Source organism: Aequorivita flava (assembly GCF_038742595.1).
Taxonomy (GTDB): domain Bacteria; phylum Bacteroidota; class Bacteroidia; order Flavobacteriales; family Flavobacteriaceae; genus Aequorivita; species Aequorivita marisscotiae.
This window is the reverse complement of record NZ_JBANCF010000003.1, coordinates 311,752-329,694: the sequence shown is the minus strand read 5'-3', so window position 1 is coordinate 329,694 and position 17,943 is coordinate 311,752. Positions and strand designations below refer to the sequence as shown.

Annotated in this window: 20 protein-coding genes; 16 read left to right on the top strand and 4 right to left on the bottom strand. The window is 36.3% G+C overall.

Features of this window, described 5'->3' with window-relative positions; genetic code table 11:
- The first annotated feature begins 23 nt into the window (after nucleotides 1-23).
- The 9 genes from VZD24_RS06360 to VZD24_RS06320 all read left to right on the top strand — a co-directional run bounded on the left by VZD24_RS06360 (nucleotide 24) and on the right by VZD24_RS06320 (nucleotide 6,932).
- Nucleotides 24-662, top strand: coding sequence for a 4'-phosphopantetheinyl transferase superfamily protein (locus VZD24_RS06360; protein ID WP_342687025.1), 639 nt, complete (start codon nucleotides 24-26; stop codon nucleotides 660-662).
- Nucleotides 663-1,355: a phosphoglycerol geranylgeranyltransferase gene (locus VZD24_RS06355; protein ID WP_342687026.1), complete on the top strand. Its 693-nt coding sequence runs from the start codon at nucleotides 663-665 to the stop codon at nucleotides 1,353-1,355. It abuts the gene before it with no gap.
- An 87-nt stretch (nucleotides 1,356-1,442) separates the two neighbouring features.
- A complete protein-coding gene (locus VZD24_RS06350) occupies nucleotides 1,443-1,703 on the top strand; it encodes a thiamine-binding protein (protein ID WP_279449333.1) in 261 nt (86 codons plus the stop codon).
- Nucleotides 1,687-2,322, top strand: a complete 636-nt coding sequence (gene pnuC, locus VZD24_RS06345; RefSeq protein ID WP_279449332.1) for a nicotinamide riboside transporter PnuC — start codon at nucleotides 1,687-1,689, stop codon at nucleotides 2,320-2,322. Before VZD24_RS06350 ends, pnuC begins: the two co-directional genes overlap by 17 nt.
- The gene (locus VZD24_RS06340) at nucleotides 2,322-2,852 is read left to right on the top strand and encodes an AAA family ATPase (RefSeq protein WP_279449331.1); all 531 of its coding nucleotides are present in this window, start codon (nucleotides 2,322-2,324) and stop codon (nucleotides 2,850-2,852) included. Before pnuC ends, VZD24_RS06340 begins: the two co-directional genes overlap by 1 nt.
- A gap of 76 nt (nucleotides 2,853-2,928) precedes the next feature.
- Nucleotides 2,929-4,452, top strand: a complete 1,524-nt coding sequence (locus tag VZD24_RS06335; RefSeq protein ID WP_279449330.1) for a DUF4301 family protein — start codon at nucleotides 2,929-2,931, stop codon at nucleotides 4,450-4,452.
- The gene (arfB, locus tag VZD24_RS06330) at nucleotides 4,449-4,853 is read left to right on the top strand and encodes an alternative ribosome rescue aminoacyl-tRNA hydrolase ArfB (protein ID WP_342687027.1); all 405 of its coding nucleotides are present in this window, start codon (nucleotides 4,449-4,451) and stop codon (nucleotides 4,851-4,853) included. The genes VZD24_RS06335 and arfB overlap by 4 nt, the downstream gene beginning before the upstream one ends.
- Nucleotides 4,854-5,064: 211 nt before the next feature.
- Complete coding sequence (locus VZD24_RS06325; RefSeq protein ID WP_279449328.1) at nucleotides 5,065-5,460, top strand: hypothetical protein; 396 nt, start codon at nucleotides 5,065-5,067, stop codon at nucleotides 5,458-5,460.
- Between the two features lie 125 nt (nucleotides 5,461-5,585).
- The gene (locus tag VZD24_RS06320; protein ID WP_279449327.1) at nucleotides 5,586-6,932 is read left to right on the top strand and encodes a sigma-54-dependent transcriptional regulator; all 1,347 of its coding nucleotides are present in this window, start codon (nucleotides 5,586-5,588) and stop codon (nucleotides 6,930-6,932) included.
- Here the strand turns inward: VZD24_RS06320 and VZD24_RS06315 are convergent.
- Nucleotides 6,929-9,397, bottom strand: coding sequence for a hybrid sensor histidine kinase/response regulator (locus VZD24_RS06315; RefSeq protein WP_342687028.1), 2,469 nt, complete (start codon nucleotides 9,395-9,397; stop codon nucleotides 6,929-6,931). The genes VZD24_RS06320 and VZD24_RS06315 overlap by 4 nt on opposite strands.
- A gap of 374 nt (nucleotides 9,398-9,771) precedes the next feature.
- On the opposite strand from VZD24_RS06315, the gene VZD24_RS06310 reads away from it, so the two are divergent.
- Nucleotides 9,772-12,159 (top strand): TonB-dependent receptor, encoded by a 2,388-nt coding sequence (locus tag VZD24_RS06310; RefSeq protein ID WP_342687029.1) that lies wholly within the window; start codon nucleotides 9,772-9,774, stop codon nucleotides 12,157-12,159.
- Nucleotides 12,160-12,198: 39 nt separating this feature from the next.
- Here the strand turns inward: VZD24_RS06310 and VZD24_RS06305 are convergent, their stop codons facing one another.
- On the bottom strand, nucleotides 12,199-12,633 hold the full coding sequence (locus tag VZD24_RS06305; RefSeq protein ID WP_279449323.1) for a hypothetical protein: 435 nt from the start codon (nucleotides 12,631-12,633) through the stop codon (nucleotides 12,199-12,201).
- A gap of 265 nt (nucleotides 12,634-12,898) precedes the next feature.
- Here VZD24_RS06305 and greA point away from each other — a divergent pair, with 265 nt between their 5' ends.
- Complete coding sequence (gene greA, locus VZD24_RS06300) at nucleotides 12,899-13,375, top strand: transcription elongation factor GreA (protein ID WP_279449322.1); 477 nt, start codon at nucleotides 12,899-12,901, stop codon at nucleotides 13,373-13,375.
- A gap of 2 nt (nucleotides 13,376-13,377) precedes the next feature.
- Nucleotides 13,378-13,773 (top strand): HIT family protein, encoded by a 396-nt coding sequence (locus VZD24_RS06295; protein WP_279449321.1) that lies wholly within the window; start codon nucleotides 13,378-13,380, stop codon nucleotides 13,771-13,773.
- Here the strand turns inward: VZD24_RS06295 and VZD24_RS06290 are convergent.
- The gene (locus VZD24_RS06290; RefSeq protein WP_279449320.1) at nucleotides 13,770-14,114 is read right to left on the bottom strand and encodes a hypothetical protein; all 345 of its coding nucleotides are present in this window, start codon (nucleotides 14,112-14,114) and stop codon (nucleotides 13,770-13,772) included. The genes VZD24_RS06295 and VZD24_RS06290 overlap by 4 nt on opposite strands.
- A 2-nt stretch (nucleotides 14,115-14,116) precedes the next feature.
- Entirely contained in the window at nucleotides 14,117-15,271 is a 1,155-nt protein-coding gene (locus VZD24_RS06285) for a sensor histidine kinase (protein ID WP_279449319.1), read from the bottom strand.
- A gap of 117 nt (nucleotides 15,272-15,388) precedes the next feature.
- On the opposite strand from VZD24_RS06285, the gene VZD24_RS06280 reads away from it, so the two are divergent.
- The 4 genes from VZD24_RS06280 (at nucleotide 15,389) to VZD24_RS06265 (ending at nucleotide 17,864) form a co-directional block, all read left to right on the top strand.
- Entirely contained in the window at nucleotides 15,389-16,264 is an 876-nt protein-coding gene (locus VZD24_RS06280; protein ID WP_279449318.1) for a flavin reductase family protein, read from the top strand.
- Nucleotides 16,265-16,310: 46 nt separating this feature from the next.
- On the top strand, nucleotides 16,311-16,688 hold the full coding sequence (locus VZD24_RS06275; protein ID WP_279449317.1) for a DUF3127 domain-containing protein: 378 nt from the start codon (nucleotides 16,311-16,313) through the stop codon (nucleotides 16,686-16,688).
- A 95-nt stretch (nucleotides 16,689-16,783) separates the two neighbouring features.
- Entirely contained in the window at nucleotides 16,784-17,425 is a 642-nt protein-coding gene (gene aat, locus VZD24_RS06270; RefSeq protein ID WP_342687030.1) for a leucyl/phenylalanyl-tRNA--protein transferase, read from the top strand.
- A 286-nt stretch (nucleotides 17,426-17,711) separates the two neighbouring features.
- Complete coding sequence (locus VZD24_RS06265; RefSeq protein ID WP_279449315.1) at nucleotides 17,712-17,864, top strand: hypothetical protein; 153 nt, start codon at nucleotides 17,712-17,714, stop codon at nucleotides 17,862-17,864.
- The last annotated feature ends 79 nt before the right edge of the window (nucleotides 17,865-17,943 follow it).

The following is a 17,943-nucleotide window of genomic DNA, read 5'->3' as shown; positions in this document are numbered from 1 at the left end:
TACAAATTATCCTTTTATAATCTATGCCACTTTACAAAACTATAACAGTTAACGCCACAACTAAAGTCTTCATTTGGAAGATTGAAGAGTCGTTTAAAGCCCTTTCCGAAGGAATATCTTTAACCGAGAACTGTTCGAACAGAGTTTTTAATATGAAAAGCGATTTGCACAGGCGTGGCTTTATGAGTATTCGCCATTTACTGGCTCTGGAAGGGTATACAGACCACGATTTGTACTACGACGAAAATGGAAAGCCTCACCTAACGGGTAACATGCATATTTCAATTACCCATTCGTTTAATTTTTCTGCAATAATAATTAGCGATTCTGAAGTGGGAATAGACATTGAAAAACAACGAAATAAGATTCTAAAAATAGCACATAAATTTACTCCGATTGAAGAATACCGAACCATTGCAAATGACGATGCCTTGATGCGCAAACTAACAATTGTTTGGTGTGCAAAGGAGTCTCTTTATAAAAGTTTTGCTGAAAAAGGCGTGAGCTTTTTGCAAAATATATATGTGGAAGAATTCGCGTTAGAAGATTATAAAACTACAGCCACCGTTACTTTTAAAGAGAAAACTGTAAAATACAATGTGGCATATTTAGAATTTGAAGGTTTTACCTGTGCCTTTGCGCTACTTTCAGAAAATCAATAAATGGAAGATACGTTTTACAAAACGCTTCTCAACAATATTTCGGCAAAAAAGAAGCAGCTTGCTATATTAATAGATCCGGAAAAATTTACCAATGCCGAAGCGGCAGTATTTCTGAAAAAAATTCCCAATGAAACTACGCATCTCTTTGTAGGTGGAAGTACGGTAAAAAATGGCAGAACTAACGAAACCGTACAAGTTTTAAAGGCTGAAACTAATCTTCCTATATTTTTGTTTCCGGGAGATTATTCACACATAACCCCACTTGCAGACGCTCTTCTCTTTCTTACGCTACTTTCAGGAAGAAATGCCGAATATTTAGTTGGCCAACAAATAAAGGCTATCTCAAAACTAAAACAAACGGCCTTGCAAATTATTTCAACAGGTTATATTTTAATTGATGGCGGAAATAATTCGGCAGTTTCAAAAGTGACGAAAACCGAACCACTCTCCCAGCAAAATATTGAAGAAATTGTTCACACCGCCCTTGCGGGACAATATATGGGTGCAAAACTTATTTACTTAGAGGCGGGAAGTGGCGCTAAGTTTCCTGTAAATGGCGAGATAATTTCAAGAGTGAAAAGCACAATAAGTATTCCTGTAATCGTTGGGGGCGGAATTAAAACCGAAGCACAAAAACAGGCTGCCTATCGGGCCGGCGCAGATATGGTTGTGATGGGAACGGCTTTCGAATAAATTTGAAATCTTAAAAACAAAATTCCAAAAACCGAAATTGTGATTGGATAGTTATTAAAATCGTAGTTTTGAACTAAAATTGAAAAAATGAAAATTTCAGTAGAATTAACCCTTTCGCCGCTACAAGACAACTACGAACCAGCGATTATCAACTTTATTAAAAGTCTTCGAAATTCTGGACTTACCGTTTTGGAAAATCCGCTTAGCACACAAGTTTACGGCGAATATGACACGGTAATGAACCTGCTTCAAAAGGAAATGAAAACTGCATTGGAAGCTGTAGATAGAGGTCTTCTGTATATTAAAATTGTAAAATCTGATCGCAGCGATTATGAGCCCCATTTTTGATTGGTTTTTTGCACAGTACCAAAATGTACCAACGCATTTAGTAATTCTAGAAATTGTTGCTGTTGTATTTGGGTTTTTGAGTGTTTGGTATGCCAAACAGGATAATATATTGGTGTATCCCACGGGTATCATCAGCACCGCAATTTTTGTTTATATTTTAGCGGTATATGCGCTTTTGGGCGATATGATGATAAACGCCTATTACTTTTCAATGAGTATTTACGGCTGGTATATTTGGACCCGAAAAGTAGACGAAACACATTACACGCCAATAACTAAAACAACAAAAAAGGAGCATAAAACCTCAATCATAATTTTTATTGCAACCCTTATTTTTGTGTTTGCAGTGTACCAATTGTTCGATAATTGGAACAGTTGGACGGCTTATGTGGATACTTTTACTACTGCAATCTTTTTTGTGGGAATGTGGTTAATGGCCAAAAAAAAAGTGGAAAACTGGATTTATTGGATTATTGGCGACTTAATTTCAATACCACTTTACCTTTATAAGGGGCTTGTATTTAGTTCGTTTCAATATGTATTGTTCACAGTTGTGGCTATCTATGGTTATCGCGCTTGGAGAAAGAACGTCAATAAACTCGAAACCTCTTTACTATAATGATTAAAGTAGTGCTATACGGTCCAGAATCTACTGGAAAAACAACGCTGTCTAAACAATTGGCGGCGCACTACGATACTCAGTGGGTTCCAGAATATATGCGGCAATTTCTAGAAGAAAAGTGGAATTTAAAAGAAGAATTAATCTCAATAAACGATTTAATTCCTATTGCGGAAGGACAATTAAAACTTGAAAAAGCAGCAGCAAAACAGGCAGATAAGCTGCTAATTTGCGATACAAATTTACTGGAATTAAAAGTGTACTCGGAATACTATTACAACGATTACTGCCCAGAAGTAATAAAAAGTGAAGCAACCAAAAACAATTACAGCATCTATTTACTAACCTATATAGACATACCTTGGGAGCCGGATATTTTGCGGGATAAACCCAATAATCGCGAAGAAATGTTTCATATTTTCGAGGCCGAATTAAAAAAGCAGGGTTTTCCGTATAAAATTTTAAAAGGAAACAAGAATGAAAGATTTAATAAGGCGGTTGAAATAATTAATGCTCTTTTACAAAATTAAAACCCTCCGTACACGCCTAGCCTCTGTGCAGAATACAAACTACAAATACACAGAGTACATAGAAAAAAATTGAAAAATGTTTACCAAAAAAAACATACAGCAAATACAAAAACACGGCCTAACCGAAGCCGACATAGACCGGCAACTGCAAATATTTAAAAATGGAATTCCGTTTGCGCAGATAATTGCACCTGCAGCGCCAAACAACGGGATAAACATTTTTTCCGAAGCGGAACAAAGGCAATTCGCCAATCTTTTTGAAGGTCAAAAAGATAAGCTAAACCTGTTGAAATTTGTTCCCGCTTCTGGTGCGGCCACGCGCATGTTTAAGTTTCTACACGAGTTTTTGGAAGATTATACTATTTCAGAAAATATAGATGAATTTCTTCAAAAAACAGAAAATAAAAATGTACAGATATTCTTCGATGCACTTGATGACTTTGCTTTTTCACATTTGGTTTTTAAGCAACTGGATATAAAATATCCCGATTATTACAATTTCGAAAAAGGCAAGAAATACTATTTATTTGTAAAAGAAATGCTGGCGGAAACTGGTTTAAATTATAGTAATACACCCAAAGGTCTCGTTCCTTTTCACAAATACGGCGACAATTACGTTACCGCTTTCGGAGAACAATTATTTGAGGCCGCACACTACGCAACGTCTAATGGCACTGCCTATTTGCACTTTACAGTTTCGGCAGAGCATGAAGAAAAATTTAAAAAGCGCTATGCAGAAATCCAGAAAAATGTGGAGAATCGCACTGGAAAAACATTTAAAATAACGTATTCCTTTCAAAAAAATGAAACAGATACAGTCGCTGTAACGCCCGATAACGATTTGTTTTTAGACCAAAACGGCAATTTGCTTTTCCGCCCATCGGGCCACGGAGCCTTGCTGGAAAATTTAAACGATATTGATGCAGATATTGTGTTTATTAAAAATATAGACAACGTAGTTTCTGAAAATTATATTGAAACTATTGCTTTTCAGAAAAAGGTTTTAGCTGGAAAATTGATTTCACTTCAGCAGGAAATTTTTGGTTTTATTGAATTACTGCAGTCAGATAATCCATCTGAAAACGTTTTAAAATTGGCTTCTAATTTTATTTCGGAACAATTAAAAATTATTGACACACCCATAGATAAAAAGGCAATTTTGAACATTTTGGATCGGCCAATCCGAGTTTGCGGTGTAGTTGAAAATACCGGTGCACCGGGCGGTGGGCCTTTTTTAGTAAAAGATAAAAACGGGCACCTTTCGTATCAAATTGTAGAAATGTCGCAGATAGATACAATCAATGCCCAGCAGCAAAAGCTGGTGGCAAAAGCTACGCATTTTAATCCTGTTGATTTGGTTTGCGGTGTACGTAATTACAAGGGTGAAAAATTTAACCTGCTCAATTTTACAGATCCCGAAGCAGGTTTTATATCCAATAAATCGTATCTCGGTAAACCTATTAAAGCCTTAGAATTGCCGGGCCTTTGGAATGGCGCTATGGCAAATTGGAATACAGTTTTTGTTGAAGTGCCCCTTAATACCTTTAACCCAGTAAAAACGGTAAACGATCTTTTAAACAAAGCGCACCAACCCAAGTGAATGTAGAAATTTTAATATTAGAACTAAATTTTAAAGGCATTCGGAGTAGCGGTCCCGGCGGGCAGCATGTAAATAAAACTGCTTCGAAGGTTGTGCTATCTTTTAATTTGGAAAATTCGCAGGCGCTTTCAGAAGGAGAAAAGGCACGACTTAGAAATAAATTGGCTACAAAAATATCTTCCGATGGCACACTCACGTTAGAATGTGGCGAAACGCGGAGCCAGCATCGCAACAAATCTATTGTAATAGAACGGTTGCTGGCGCTTCTTCAGCAAAACTTAAAAGTTGCAAAAAAACGTAAAAAAACCAAACCTTCAAAAGGCGCTATTGAACGACGATTAAAATCTAAAAAACAACACGCGCTCAAAAAATCTAATCGCCGACCTCCCAAAATTGATTAGCCTTTATACAATAGTTGTGTAATTTTTATACAACTGTTCTTTGTTTTACACACTATTTCAATTCTTCAAAATATTTAGTAATTAGCTAAAACGCTATATCATAGAAAGTTAATGGGTATTTGCCGAACCAAATTTCTATGGCACTACTTTTTCATTATACAAGACAACAAACAAACTTAGAAACGAATAAATAAATTTTTAAAACAAAAAGATGAAAAAGTTAATTTTAAGTACAGCAATTTTATTAGGAGGGTTAACCGCAGTAACTGCACAAACCGAAAAGGAAGCAACAGCAATGACCGCACAAAAGCAATCTGCAGTTGAGGTTCAAGTAGAAAACAGATTAGATGCCGCCCAAGATGCAGCAGCCGAATCTGTAGCAGTTTCTGTAGTAGCACAAGATTACAAAGAAGTAAAGGTTACTGAATTACCTCAGAGTGTTCAAGATGCAGTAGCTGCAGATTTCAGCGATGCAACTATCTCTAAAGCTTATGTGAATGCCAAAGGTGACTATAAAATTGAACTTGCAACTGCCGATGCAAAAAGCGCAACCGTTTATGCAAACGCAAAAGGTGAGTGGATTAAAAATGAATTAAAGAAGCAGTAAGCTGCAGGTATTTTTAGATTCAATACTTCTGAGAAAGGCGTCCAAATTTTTGGACGCCTTTTTTGTGATAATTTTAAAGATTACCCGCTCAATTACTTACTATTTTTACCTACTGGAAATATATAATGGCGCAGCAAATACACATAGTTGAAGACGATGTAGCTTTTGGAAAAATGCTTACAACTTTTTTGGAACGAAAAGGGTTTGCTGTTTCGGTTTCCCTCAGTGGAGAAAACGCTCGAAAAATGCTTACCGATAAAACGTTCCATTTTTTGATTACAGATTTAAAATTACCAGACGACTCCGGCTTGGCGCTTTTGGAATTCTCCCAAAAAATAGCCCCAAATACAAAAGTTATTTTAATGACAGGTTATGCCGAAGTAGATACTGCCGTAAAGGCAATTAAAAAGGGAGCTTTAGATTATATTTCTAAACCTTTTCGGCCCGAGGAACTATTAATGATTATTGAAGAAGAAACTTCAAAATCAAAGGATGTTGATTTAAACTTCACCGAAACCAAAACCGAACCTATTTCGGCACCCGAAACAAAATTTGTAGTTGGTATTAGTGAATCTTCCAAAAAATTCAACGAATATTTGAAGCTCGTCGGACCAACAGATATGTGCGTTCTCATTCAGGGCGAGAGCGGAACTGGAAAAGAAGTAGCCGCAAAGGCAATTCATAAATATAGCTCCCGGTATAACAAAAATTTTGTAGCGGTAGATTGTGGTGCTATTCCAAAGGAAATTGCTGCAAGCGAATTTTTTGGCCACGTAAAAGGAAGTTTTACAGGTGCGGTTAACGATAAAATGGGTCATTTTGAAGCCGCCAATGGAGGGACACTTTTTTTAGATGAAGTAGGAAACCTTTCGTATGAAAATCAAATTCAATTATTGCGTGCCTTGCAGGAACGACGTATAAAACCCGTGGGCAGCAATACCGAAATAGATGTAGATGTTCGCATACTATCTGCAACAAACGAAGATTTGTTAAAAGCTGTTTCCGAAGGTAAATTTAGAGAGGATTTGTACCATCGTTTAAACGAATTTTCAGTTCATATACCCTCTTTGCACGAACGCAAAGAAGATTTATTTATGTTTACTGAATACTTTTTGGCCGAAGCCAATCAATCTTTGCAAAAAGAAGTTGTCGGGCTCTCAAAGGAAGTGGAAGAAGCGTTTAAAAACTATGCCTGGCCAGGGAATTTGCGCGAATTAAAAAACGTAATTAAGCGGTCGGTTTTATTAACCAATTCAGCCGTAATACCGCTGGAGGTTATTCCGAAAGAGGTTTTATTTTCTGAAAAAAAGCAAAAGAATTCTGTAGATTTTTCAAAGGAAAGCAACGAAAAACAACTCATTTTAAATGCCCTAAAAGAAGCCGATTTCAATAAAACGAAGGCTGCAAAAATGTTAAATATTACCCGTAAAACACTTTATAACAAGTTAGAATTATATAAAATTGAACTTTAAAACACTTCGTTTTTAAGAGCATTTTGCACTACGCCAATTGCTACAACCAATTCTTTATAATCGCTTTGCATTGTAAAGTAAAAATTTTCGGGAATACGTTGCAGGGGATAATCCTCCATTTTTTCGAGTATTAATATTACTTCCTTTGCTTTAATTTGACGAAACATCGTAAGCATTCGGTGAGCTAAATCTGAAATTGATTTGTAGTCTTTTTCTTCAATTAAATTTGTGAGCTGCTGCAAGTCTTCAGTAGTTTGAGAATTAAAAACCACGAGTACATCATTCATGGCTTGGGGCGTACTCAAAAATGACTTTAGCAGGGAAAGATCAATCACGTCATTCGTTAATGGGCTTTTTTCACTAGCTGTAGTATCGAAGCTATTCTCAAAAAATTGGTTTTGTGTCGGAAATATATTAGCCAATACGGCTACCAAATCCTGCTTCGAAAACGGCTTTGGAAGCATTTCTGCAAACCCCTGTTTTATATAATATTCACGGGCGTGCTCTCGGTTGCCTGTCATGGCAATTATGGGTTGATTTTTATATGAAAAAACGTTGCCATTTCTTAAATTTTTTAGCACTGAAAAGCCATCTGTTTGGGGCATTTGGATATCAGTTAAAATAAAATCGAAACCGTTATCGAAACTAAATGTTTTAAAATCGCTGTAATTCTGAAAGGCTTTTGAAGCAATATTCATTTGTCCAAAAATTTCCTGTAAAAGCGCACGCATGGCATCGTCATCGTCAATAATTACAACATTTAAATTTTGAAAATTAGGCTGTTCTTTAGATACTTTTTTAGGTAAAATTCGCGATGTATTTTTCAATGGGAGCGTTAAAATAAAAGTGCTCCCTTCGCCCAAAACACTTTTTACATTTAAATGGCCGCCCAGCAAAGCAGTTAGTTTTTTAGAAATTGCGAGTCCCAAGCCGCTACCGCCAAATCTGTGGGCTATCCCTGTTTCGGCTTGTGTAAATTCGTTGAAAATAAGTTGTTGTTTTTCTTCGGAAATACCAATTCCGGTATCGATTACGGAGATTTGAACAGTTGAAATTGCATTGTTTATTTCTATTTCAACCACTTTTATTTCAACGCTACCTTTTTCGGTAAATTTAAAAGCATTGCCCACCAAATTATTTATTATCTGCCGAATTCGCAACGGATCACTTTCAAAAATCCTGGCTTTTAATTTTTCTGAAATCGAAATTTTAAGGGCTACTTGTTTCGGTAAGTATTGTTGTTTTACGGCATTTCCCGTATCAATAATTATATTTTCAAGTGAAAATGGAATACTTTCAAGTGGCAGTTTTCCAGCTTCTAGTTTTGAATAATCTAACAAATCATCAACCAAATGCGAAATAAAATGCGAGCTCGTATTAATCTGCCCCAAATAATATTTTTGTTTTTCGGAAAGATTTGAATTTTCAAACAATTCGGCATAACCGCTAATTGTATTTAAAGGTGTTTTTAAATCGTGACTTACGGTCGAAATAAGCTGTTCGCGGCTTTTTAAAAGCGATTCGGCATAATTTTTAGATTCTTCCAAATTCTTTTTGTAGCGCTCTGCTTTAAAAAAATCTGAAAGAATAAAATACGAAAACAGTAAAACCAAAATCCCTCCCAAAATCCCGGCAAATTTTAGAATTTCCGATGTGCGTTTCATCGATGCACCGCGTTGTTGTTTTTCAAGCGTATTGTTTTTGGTTATTTCGCGGTCAAAACTTTCAATTATCTCGCGCAAGCGCTCCGAAATATTTAGGTCGTTTTTAATCAGTTCGTTTTCCTTTTGCATCAAAGATTGCCGAATTCGCGAATTTTCCTTTTTAGCTTCGGCTACAATATAACGTGCGGCAATTAACATAGAATCTACGGTTTTCGACTTTACAGTAGAAGTGTCGCGCCGTCTATCGCTATTGAGATAGTCTGCGTAATTTTGCCAAATTCTGCGTTCTTTGTTGCTTAAGTTCGCTGGGTTTCGGATTAATGACTCTACAGAGGTTAGCCCCACGGAAGCCTCCAGTTTTTGCACTTCGCGCATAATATCGTCCAGCGAAGCGTCTTTTTGATTTGTTAGCCGTAGAATTCGAAGTTGTTCAATATTTTCATTTTTTTCCTTTAATAGTGCATGTACGCTATCCAACTGTTTTATTTGAAATTGATTGGAAGTAAGTGATTTTATTTCTTCAATCTTTTTAAAAAGCGAATCTGTTTTGGCCATATAGGCTTGAAAATCATCATCATTTTCGGTTAAAAGGGCGAGCCTCGAAAAACCGTCGGTTTCATAAAGTAAATTAATGAGAATTCCAGTTTCAATAAACTTCTTTTCGCCTGTGGATTCATTGGTTTCAGCGCTGAATTTTTTAAATTCAGAATACAGAAAAAAGCCAACCAATACCGATAAAGCTCCCAGAATGACGTAGCTCAGAATAATCTTAAATGTAAACTTGTTTTTTGCAGTAGCCATTATCCAAATGTAAAGACTAAAGCAAAGGCGAAGTATTAAGGATATGGTAAAAATTGAATATGAAAATTAATTTGAATTGTAAAAAAGGAATGTATCTTTGCCCAACATCTCAAAGGGGTGCTAAGGGATTTTAGATTGAAGATTGAAGATTGTTGATTTTAGAAGTAGTTCTGAAATCGTTAATCGAAAATCAACAATCGTTAATCATTCTGGCTGAGATTATACCCAAAGAACCTGGGCGGGTAATGCTGCCAAGGGAACACAGTAAACCCCCTGTAATAATGCGCGACGTATTATTTTCAGGGTTTTTTATTTAACTATTTAATCAACAAAGAATAACGCCCCTTTTATTCGTATAATTTAAATTATTACGAATGAAAAAGTTATTAATTTCTACCTTTTTTACTTTATTAAGTAGTGCCGTTTTTGCTCAAGAATTTACCGTTTCGGGGGTGGTTACTGATGTTAACGGACAGCCATTGCCAGGAACAAATGTAATTTTAAAAGGGGACGGCGGAACCATTACAGATTTTAATGGCACATATAAAGTTTCTCTAAATTCGGGTATGCACAGTATTCAATTTAGCCATATAGGCTATGTTCCGGATAGCCGCTCTGTAAGTGTAAATGGTAATTTAGAGTTGAATATTACACTAGTTGAATCATCGGAAACTCTAGACGAAGTTTTGGTACAAGCGGTTCGCGTGTCTGCAGATTCACCAATTACGCATTCAAACCTAGACAAAGAAGATCTTGAAAAACGAAATCTCGGGCAAGATATTCCGTATATGCTGAGCTATATGCCATCGGTTGTTACAACAAGCGATGCGGGGGCTGGCGTAGGTTATACCTATATACGTGTTCGTGGAAGCGATGCTTCGCGCGTAAATGTAACCTTGAACGGAATTCCGTATAACGACTCTGAAAGTCAAGGTTCTTTTTGGGTAAATTTACCCGATTTCACTTCTTCGGTGCAGAGTTTGCAGTTGCAACGTGGCGTGGGAACTTCTACCAATGGTTCCGGCGCGTTTGGTGCGAGTTTAAACTTGTTGAGCGATGCAGTTTCGAATGAAGCCAATGGCGAAATTTCAAATTCATTCGGAAGTTATAATACACATAAACACAATGTTAAGTTCAGTACTGGCTTGCTTTCCGAGCATTTTGAATTAGCGGGAAGATTGTCAACAATACAATCTGATGGGTATATAGACCGAGCCAGTTCCGACTTAAAATCATATTTCCTGCAAGGTGCTTTTGTTGCCGATAACACTTTAATTAAAGCCTTGGTTTTTGGCGGACGGGAAGAAACATACCAATCGTGGAACGGTTTGGAAGACCCGGAAAAATTGCAAAACGACAGGACTTTTAACACTGCGGGAATGTACACCGATGAAGACGGAAATACACAGTTTTACGATAAGGAAGTAGATAATTATGCACAGGATCACTACCAACTACTTTGGAACCAGCGTTTCAATAACAATTGGAGCACCAATGTAGCGTTAAATTATACAAAGGGAAAGGGGTATTTTGAACAGTATAAAGAAGATGAGGATTTTGAAACATACGGTTTTGAACCTCTCGAAATTGGAGGCGATACCATAAATACAACCGATGTAATTCGCAGACGTTGGTTAGACAATAATTTTTACGCAGTAAATGCAAACGTAAATTACAAAAACAATAAAATTGATTTCACAGGTGGCGCATTTTATAGCTACTATACTGGCGATCATTTTGGAGAAGTAATTTGGGCGCGCTTTGCCAGCGATTCTGAAATTCGCGATCGCTATTATGATAGCAATGGTACAAAAACCGAATTTACCGTTTTTTCAAAAGCAACTTATACCATTAATTCGCAATGGAGCATTTTTGGAGATTTGCAAGGACGCTTTTTAAATTATAAAACTTCAGGGATTACTTCAGATTTAGTCGAAATGATATACGATGAAAACTATACTTTTTTTAATCCCAAAGCTGGATTATCGTATAAAATGAATACTGAAAACCAGTTGTATTTTTCCTACGGAAAAGCCCACCGCGAACCTTCACGAAACGATTATGAACAAGGAATTATAACTCCTGAAAAATTAGACGATTTTGAACTGGGTTGGCGTTTTGCTTCAGAAAAAATAAAGGTAAATACAAACTTGTATTATATGAATTACAAAGACCAACTAGTGCTTTCCGGCGAATTGAACGATGTGGGTGCTGCGTTAAGAACAAGTAGTGGGAAGAGTTACCGTTTAGGATTGGAGGTAGATGCCGAAATTCAGATTTTAAAGAATTTGCGCGTTCTTCCAAATATTGCCTTAAGCACAAATAAAAACGTAGATTTTGTTAGCGCTCGCGATGGCGAATTGGTAAATCTAGGAAATACAAATATTTCGTTTTCACCTTCCGTTGTTGCGGGAAATATGCTGGAATATTCACCAATCGGGAAATTACAATTGGGCTTTCTTTCAAAATTTGTAGGCGAACAATATATGGGAAATATTGACAGTGAGGCTTCAAAATTAGACAGTTATTTTATTAACGATCTAAATATTGTTTATACTTTAGACAATCTTCCGTGGATAAACGAAGTGGTTTTTTCGGCATTGATAAACAATATTTTTAATGTAAAATATATTTCCAACGGCTATTTTTATACCTACGATGATGATTTCAGTAATCCAGGAACAATTACTACGATTGAAGGCGCTGGCTACTATCCGCAGGCAACAATAAATTTTCTACTGGGTGCAACCATAAAATTTTAGCAAATTATCTAAAAATTTGTAACCGCGTTTATGGCACACTTAATTGCTAATTACAATTGTGTTTCCATTTTTCTGCGCGTTGTATTGTTGCATGGGGTATTTGGCGTCTGGTTCTGTAGTGTGCTGTCCCGAGGTTATAAAATATTCATTTTCATCAGTAGCGCAGGGGCAGCTGGCTATAACGCCCGTTAATTCCATTCGGGAACAGTTGCTCGGAGCATGATTGGGGTCTGCTAAATCAAAAGCCAAATATTGATTTTCGGTAACGCAATACACTACAATGCCTTTAATGCCCTGGCCCGTAACCACATAATTTCCTGGAAATTTTAAAGGGTTGTATTCTGGTAAATTTAGATTTAAATTCAAATTAACCACAGGATCCGTTAAATATGGGTTTCGTTCTCGTTTATCGTCGCTTTTTGAGCAAGAAAAGAAAATAGAAAGCATTAAAAGTAAAAAAATCTTAGTTTTCATCTGTATAAAGTATTTAGACAAACTTTGGTCTGGCGGTTGTTGTTCATTATAAGCGAGTTTTCAATGAGAAGGCACGCATAAAATTAAAATGAACTATTTTAAGGCCGAAATTACAACAAATTACGGAACAAGTAAATTTTTAGTATATTTGTTAAACACAATCCCGTCGCCGTATGGGATTTTTCTATTCCCGCACAGGCGGGAATCTTATTATATAGAATTTAATGAATTAAAAAAGGGTTTGTAATGCACAAACGATGAAGTTATGAGTAAAGTATCTTATTATACAGCCGAAGGATTAAAAAAATTAAGAGATGAGGTAGATCACCTACGTGATGTAGAAAGACCAAAAGCCTCCAACGCAATTGCCGAAGCACGCGACAAGGGCGATTTAAGTGAAAATGCCGAATACGATGCCGCAAAAGAAGCCCAAGGAATGCTTGAAATGCGAATTGCAAAACTGGAAGAAATTTTGGCAAATGCCCGATTAATAGACGAATCGCAATTAGATTTAAGTAAGGTTTTGGTACACTCCAATGTTAAGATTAAAAACCAAAACAATGGAATGGAAATGGCCTATAAGTTAGTGGCCCAAAGCGAAGCCGATTTAAAATCTGGAAAAATTTCCGTAGATTCCCCAATCGGAAAAGGATTGCTTGGCAAACAAAAAGGCGAAATTGCCGAAATACAAGTGCCAAATGGAATACTTAAATTCGAAATTTTAGAAATCACAAGAGACTAACTATGGCGTCTATTTTTACACAGATAATTGATGGAGAAATTCCATGTTACAAAATTGCAGAAGACGATAATTTTATTGCGTTTTTGGATATAAATCCAAATACAAAAGGGCATACACTCTGTGTTCCAAAGGAAGAAATAGACAAGATTTTTGATATGGGCGAACACCTGTACCTACAATTGATGCAATTTTCCAGAAAAATTGCCCGCGCTTTAGAAAAAACAGTTCCGTGCAAACGTGTGGGAATGGCAGTAGTTGGTTTAGAAGTGCCTCACGTGCACGTACATCTTATTCCGTTAAACGATATGGACGATATGCGTTTCTCCAAAAAAGTAAAAATGACCTCAGAAGAGTTTGAAGCCTTGGCACTCGAAATTAGAGGGAAATTAAAGTCTTAGGTCAGGAACAAAGTATAAATTCCTACGCCTGTCAATACAATTGCTACCAAAATTATAATATAAAATAGCGGTTTTACCTGTAAATACTGTTTATGGGTTTCCGCTATTTTTTTGTTGTATTCAAAAACCCGCTCAATATCTTCGGTCCAGTTTACAGGATAAATAGTGTTCTTACAAGTATGGCAATAAAGCCTTTCGGATAGTTGTGAGGTTGGTTTGGTATAAAATGGTGTTTCTTTTTCCTTCTGCGTGAACGTAAATTCCAGTCCGTCTGCGCCAAAACACGTTGGGCAATTATTTTTTAATCGCGCGGTATGTATAGTATGTATTTTAGTGCTCATGATTAAACTGTAGTCTTTAATGCAATTTCCATCGTAGTGCCTTGATTTGGAATACTCTTTATTACGCGAATTTTTCCGTTGTGGTATTCTTCAATAATTCGTTTCGCCAATGAAAGGCCTAAGCCCCACCCACGTTTTTTTGTAGTGTAGCCCGGAGTAAAAATGCGTCTGAATTCACTTTTCGTAAGTCCTTTTCCGGTATCACTTATTCGGATAAAAGCAAATTTTGAATTTGTTTCCAATGAAATTGTTATTGTACCTTTCCCTTTCATCGCATCAATTCCATTCTTCACCAAATTTTCTATCGTCCAACTAAATAGTTGCGGATTTAATTGTACGTAAATTGGTTTTTCAGGAATATTTAGTTGAAAATCTATAAGCTTAGAGGTGCGTTTTTGTAAATATTGAAAGGTGTGTTTTGTTTCTTCAATTAAATCGTGCTGTTCCAGTTTTGGCACCGAACCAATTTTCGAAAAACGATCCGTGATCATTTCTAAGCGCGAAATATCCTTTTCCATTTCAAGAACGTATTCCTGATTTACATTTTCACTTTTTAAAATCTCGGTCCAACCCACTAAGGACGAAAGTGGCGTGCCAATTTGATGTGCGGTTTCCTTGGCCATGCCCGCCCAAAGCTTGTTCTGTTCGGCAGCTTTTGAAGTTTTATAAAAAAGATAAATAGCTAAAATGAAAAGAAAAATTATTAAAATTAAAAATGCAGGATAATATTTCAGTTTATTTATAATTGGCGAGTTTCCGTAATAAATCGTGGAATATAATTTGCCTTCATTTCTTATTTCAATAGGTGTATATTCCGAAGAATATTGCTTTATTAGTTCCTGTTTTTTCTCGAGGGTATTAACTTTCAACGAATCAATATTACGCTCTGTGTACGTTTTTTCCTTTAGCGTATAAAGGATCATAGGCGTAGAGGTGTTACTTTGGATTACTGACAGAACCAATTCACCAACGGTAGGATCGTCAGTGGTGCTTTTTTGCTGAAGTTCTTGATAGGCCGCTGCCCAAATCTCCATTTTAGCTCGTTCATTTTCCTTTAATTGATTGAAGAAAATAAACGTATTCCACAAAATAAGACTAATTACAATAAGGGAAGCTAAAATAAAACCCCAACGGGATAGCGATTTGTTGCGAAACATAATGATAAGTTAATTGTAGGTCTGCCTTCCAAGCAGGTTTAAATATAAAGCAAATATGTTAATATTATTGTGCAATCATGTTTTTAGAAGCTATAATCTTTGGGTACTTTTGCCACAATGATATCTATTGAACCACACCAACTATCTACCGCAAAACTACATGGCTATTTATTGGGCGCAGTATCGCCAAGGCCTATTTGTTTCGCAAGTACAATTAACAAAAAAGGGGAGGTAAACCTTTCGCCTTTTAGTTTTTTTAATGTTTTTAGCGCAAAACCACCTATTTTGGTGTTTTCACCCGCAAGACGAGGACGCGATAATACTACAAAACACACCTACGAAAATGTGCTTGAAGTGCCCGAAGTGGTTATAAACATTGTGAGCTACGCTATGGTGCAACAAGTTTCGCTTTCTTCAACTGAATATGCCGCAGGTGTAAATGAATTTAAAAAAGCTGGTTTTACTGAATTGGCTTCTGAAAAAATAAAACCGCCACGCGTAGCCGAAGCACCGGTTCAGTTAGAGTGTAAAGTAAACGAAGTAATTAAACTCGGAACCGAAGGCGGCGCAGGCAATTTGGTAATTTGTGAAGTGGTAAAGCTTCATATAAAAGAAGAAATTCTCGATGAAAACGGCGCTATTGATCCTTTCAAAATTGACACGGTTTCGCGACTTGGAGGCAATTGGTACTGCCGTGCCAAAGAAGGCCTGTTCGAAGTGCCAAAACCACTTACATCGCTAGGGATGGGTGTAGATATGCTTCCCGAAGAAATTCGCCACAGCAAGGTGCTCACAGGTAACGATTTAGGGATGCTGGGCAACGTAGAAAATTTTCCCAATTCAGAAGAAATCAATACCTTTATTAATGCTTCGGAAGAATTGCAGAAAATAATAACATCAAGCAATTCTGAAACAATACATAAGAAAGCAAAGGATTTTCTCTCAAAAGGAAAAGTTGACGACGCTTGGAAAGTTTTGCTGGGTAGAAAATAGAATCCAAAGAATATAAAATAACAATAAAGAATAAAAAATAAAAACAATGGAACTACAAGGAAAAATTAAGATGATAGATGAAACTAAAGAATACGGCAACAATGGTTTCAGAAAAAGAGAGATGGTAATTACCACTGAAGAGCAATATCCACAACATATCATGATAGAATTTGTACAGGACAAAACAGATTTGTTGAACAGTTATAAAGTAGGGCAGGACGTAAAAGTAAGCATCAATGTTCGAGGTCGCGAATGGGTAAACCCTCAGGGCGAAACCAAATACTTTAACAGTATTCAAGGATGGCGAATTGAAAACTTATCGCAAGCGCCAGTTAGTGGCGACATGCCTCCGATGCCACCTGCGGAAGCCTTTGAGCCTGCTAATGATTTTAATGAAGAAGAACACGACGACCTTCCCTTTTAAGTAAGGCTATAATTTTATATAATTTAAATTAACCTCGAAGAAATCAAATTTTCCCAGAGGTTTTTTTATGCAATAATTTTTAGCAAATTTGAATAATGCATTATATAGCCCATAAACTTTGGTTTCCAAACCCTAACGAAGCAACTGCCGATGGCCTACTCGCCATAGGAGGCGATCTTTCGGTGCAGCGGTTGCTATTGGCATATAATTTTGGAATTTTTCCGTGGTTTGAAAAAAACCAACCTATTTTATGGTGGAGCCCGAATCCACGAATGGTTTTGTTCCCTGAAAATTTCAAGGTTTCTAAAAGCTTTCGCAAAATTTTACAAGATGAAAAGTTTAAAATTACATATAACCAAAACTTTAAGGAAGTTATAAAAAGCTGCGCTACCATTACACGCAAAAATCAAGCTGGCACTTGGATTACCGAGGAAATGCAACAAGCGTATATTGCCTTGCATAAAGCTGGACATGCAATTTCTGTCGAGGCTTGGCATGATAATAAATTAGTTGGCGGACTCTACGGCGTTGATCTTCCACAGAAAAAAGTGTTTTGTGGCGAAAGTATGTTCAGTTTGGTGAGCAATGCTTCAAAAGTTGCTTTTTATCACCTTTCGGAATACGTAAAAAGTCAGAATTATAAATTTATAGACTGTCAGATTTACAACGAACATTTGGAAAGTTTGGGGGCGGAGGAGATTGGGAGGAAGGAGTTTTTACAGATGCTAAAGCTTTAAGGAATAGTTTTTTAATGAACTATATTTTGGACTAAATGAACAAAACTTTTAAAATACTCTATAATAGTTACTTCCCATTTATTGGCTTTCCATTAGGTATGGGAATAGTTTGGCTGTTATTTGATATACCTCTAAATATTGGGCTTTTAACTGGATTTACTCTTGGGGCGATTTATGTTTTTTTTCGTTTAGGATTTCATATATAGATAAAATTTGGATAGAAGATGAAATGCTCCATATAGAATCCACAAATGCTTTTTTGCAGAACCGAAAAGTTCATTTCGAAATGGAAAAAATTTCCCACATAAAGATTTTTAATAAAAAGTGGTATAATGATTTTGGAAGAATTGAATTTAATATTGAAGGTGCGCACAAAAGATATAATTTTTTTAAAACTGAAGAACAAATGGTTCTTCAGCAACAATTGAAAGACTCCTGAAGACAAAATTATTCAATTGTTTGTATTTTCTTTTCACATAATTAATCCTTCAAAAAAAATTTAAAATCCTACCTTCGTA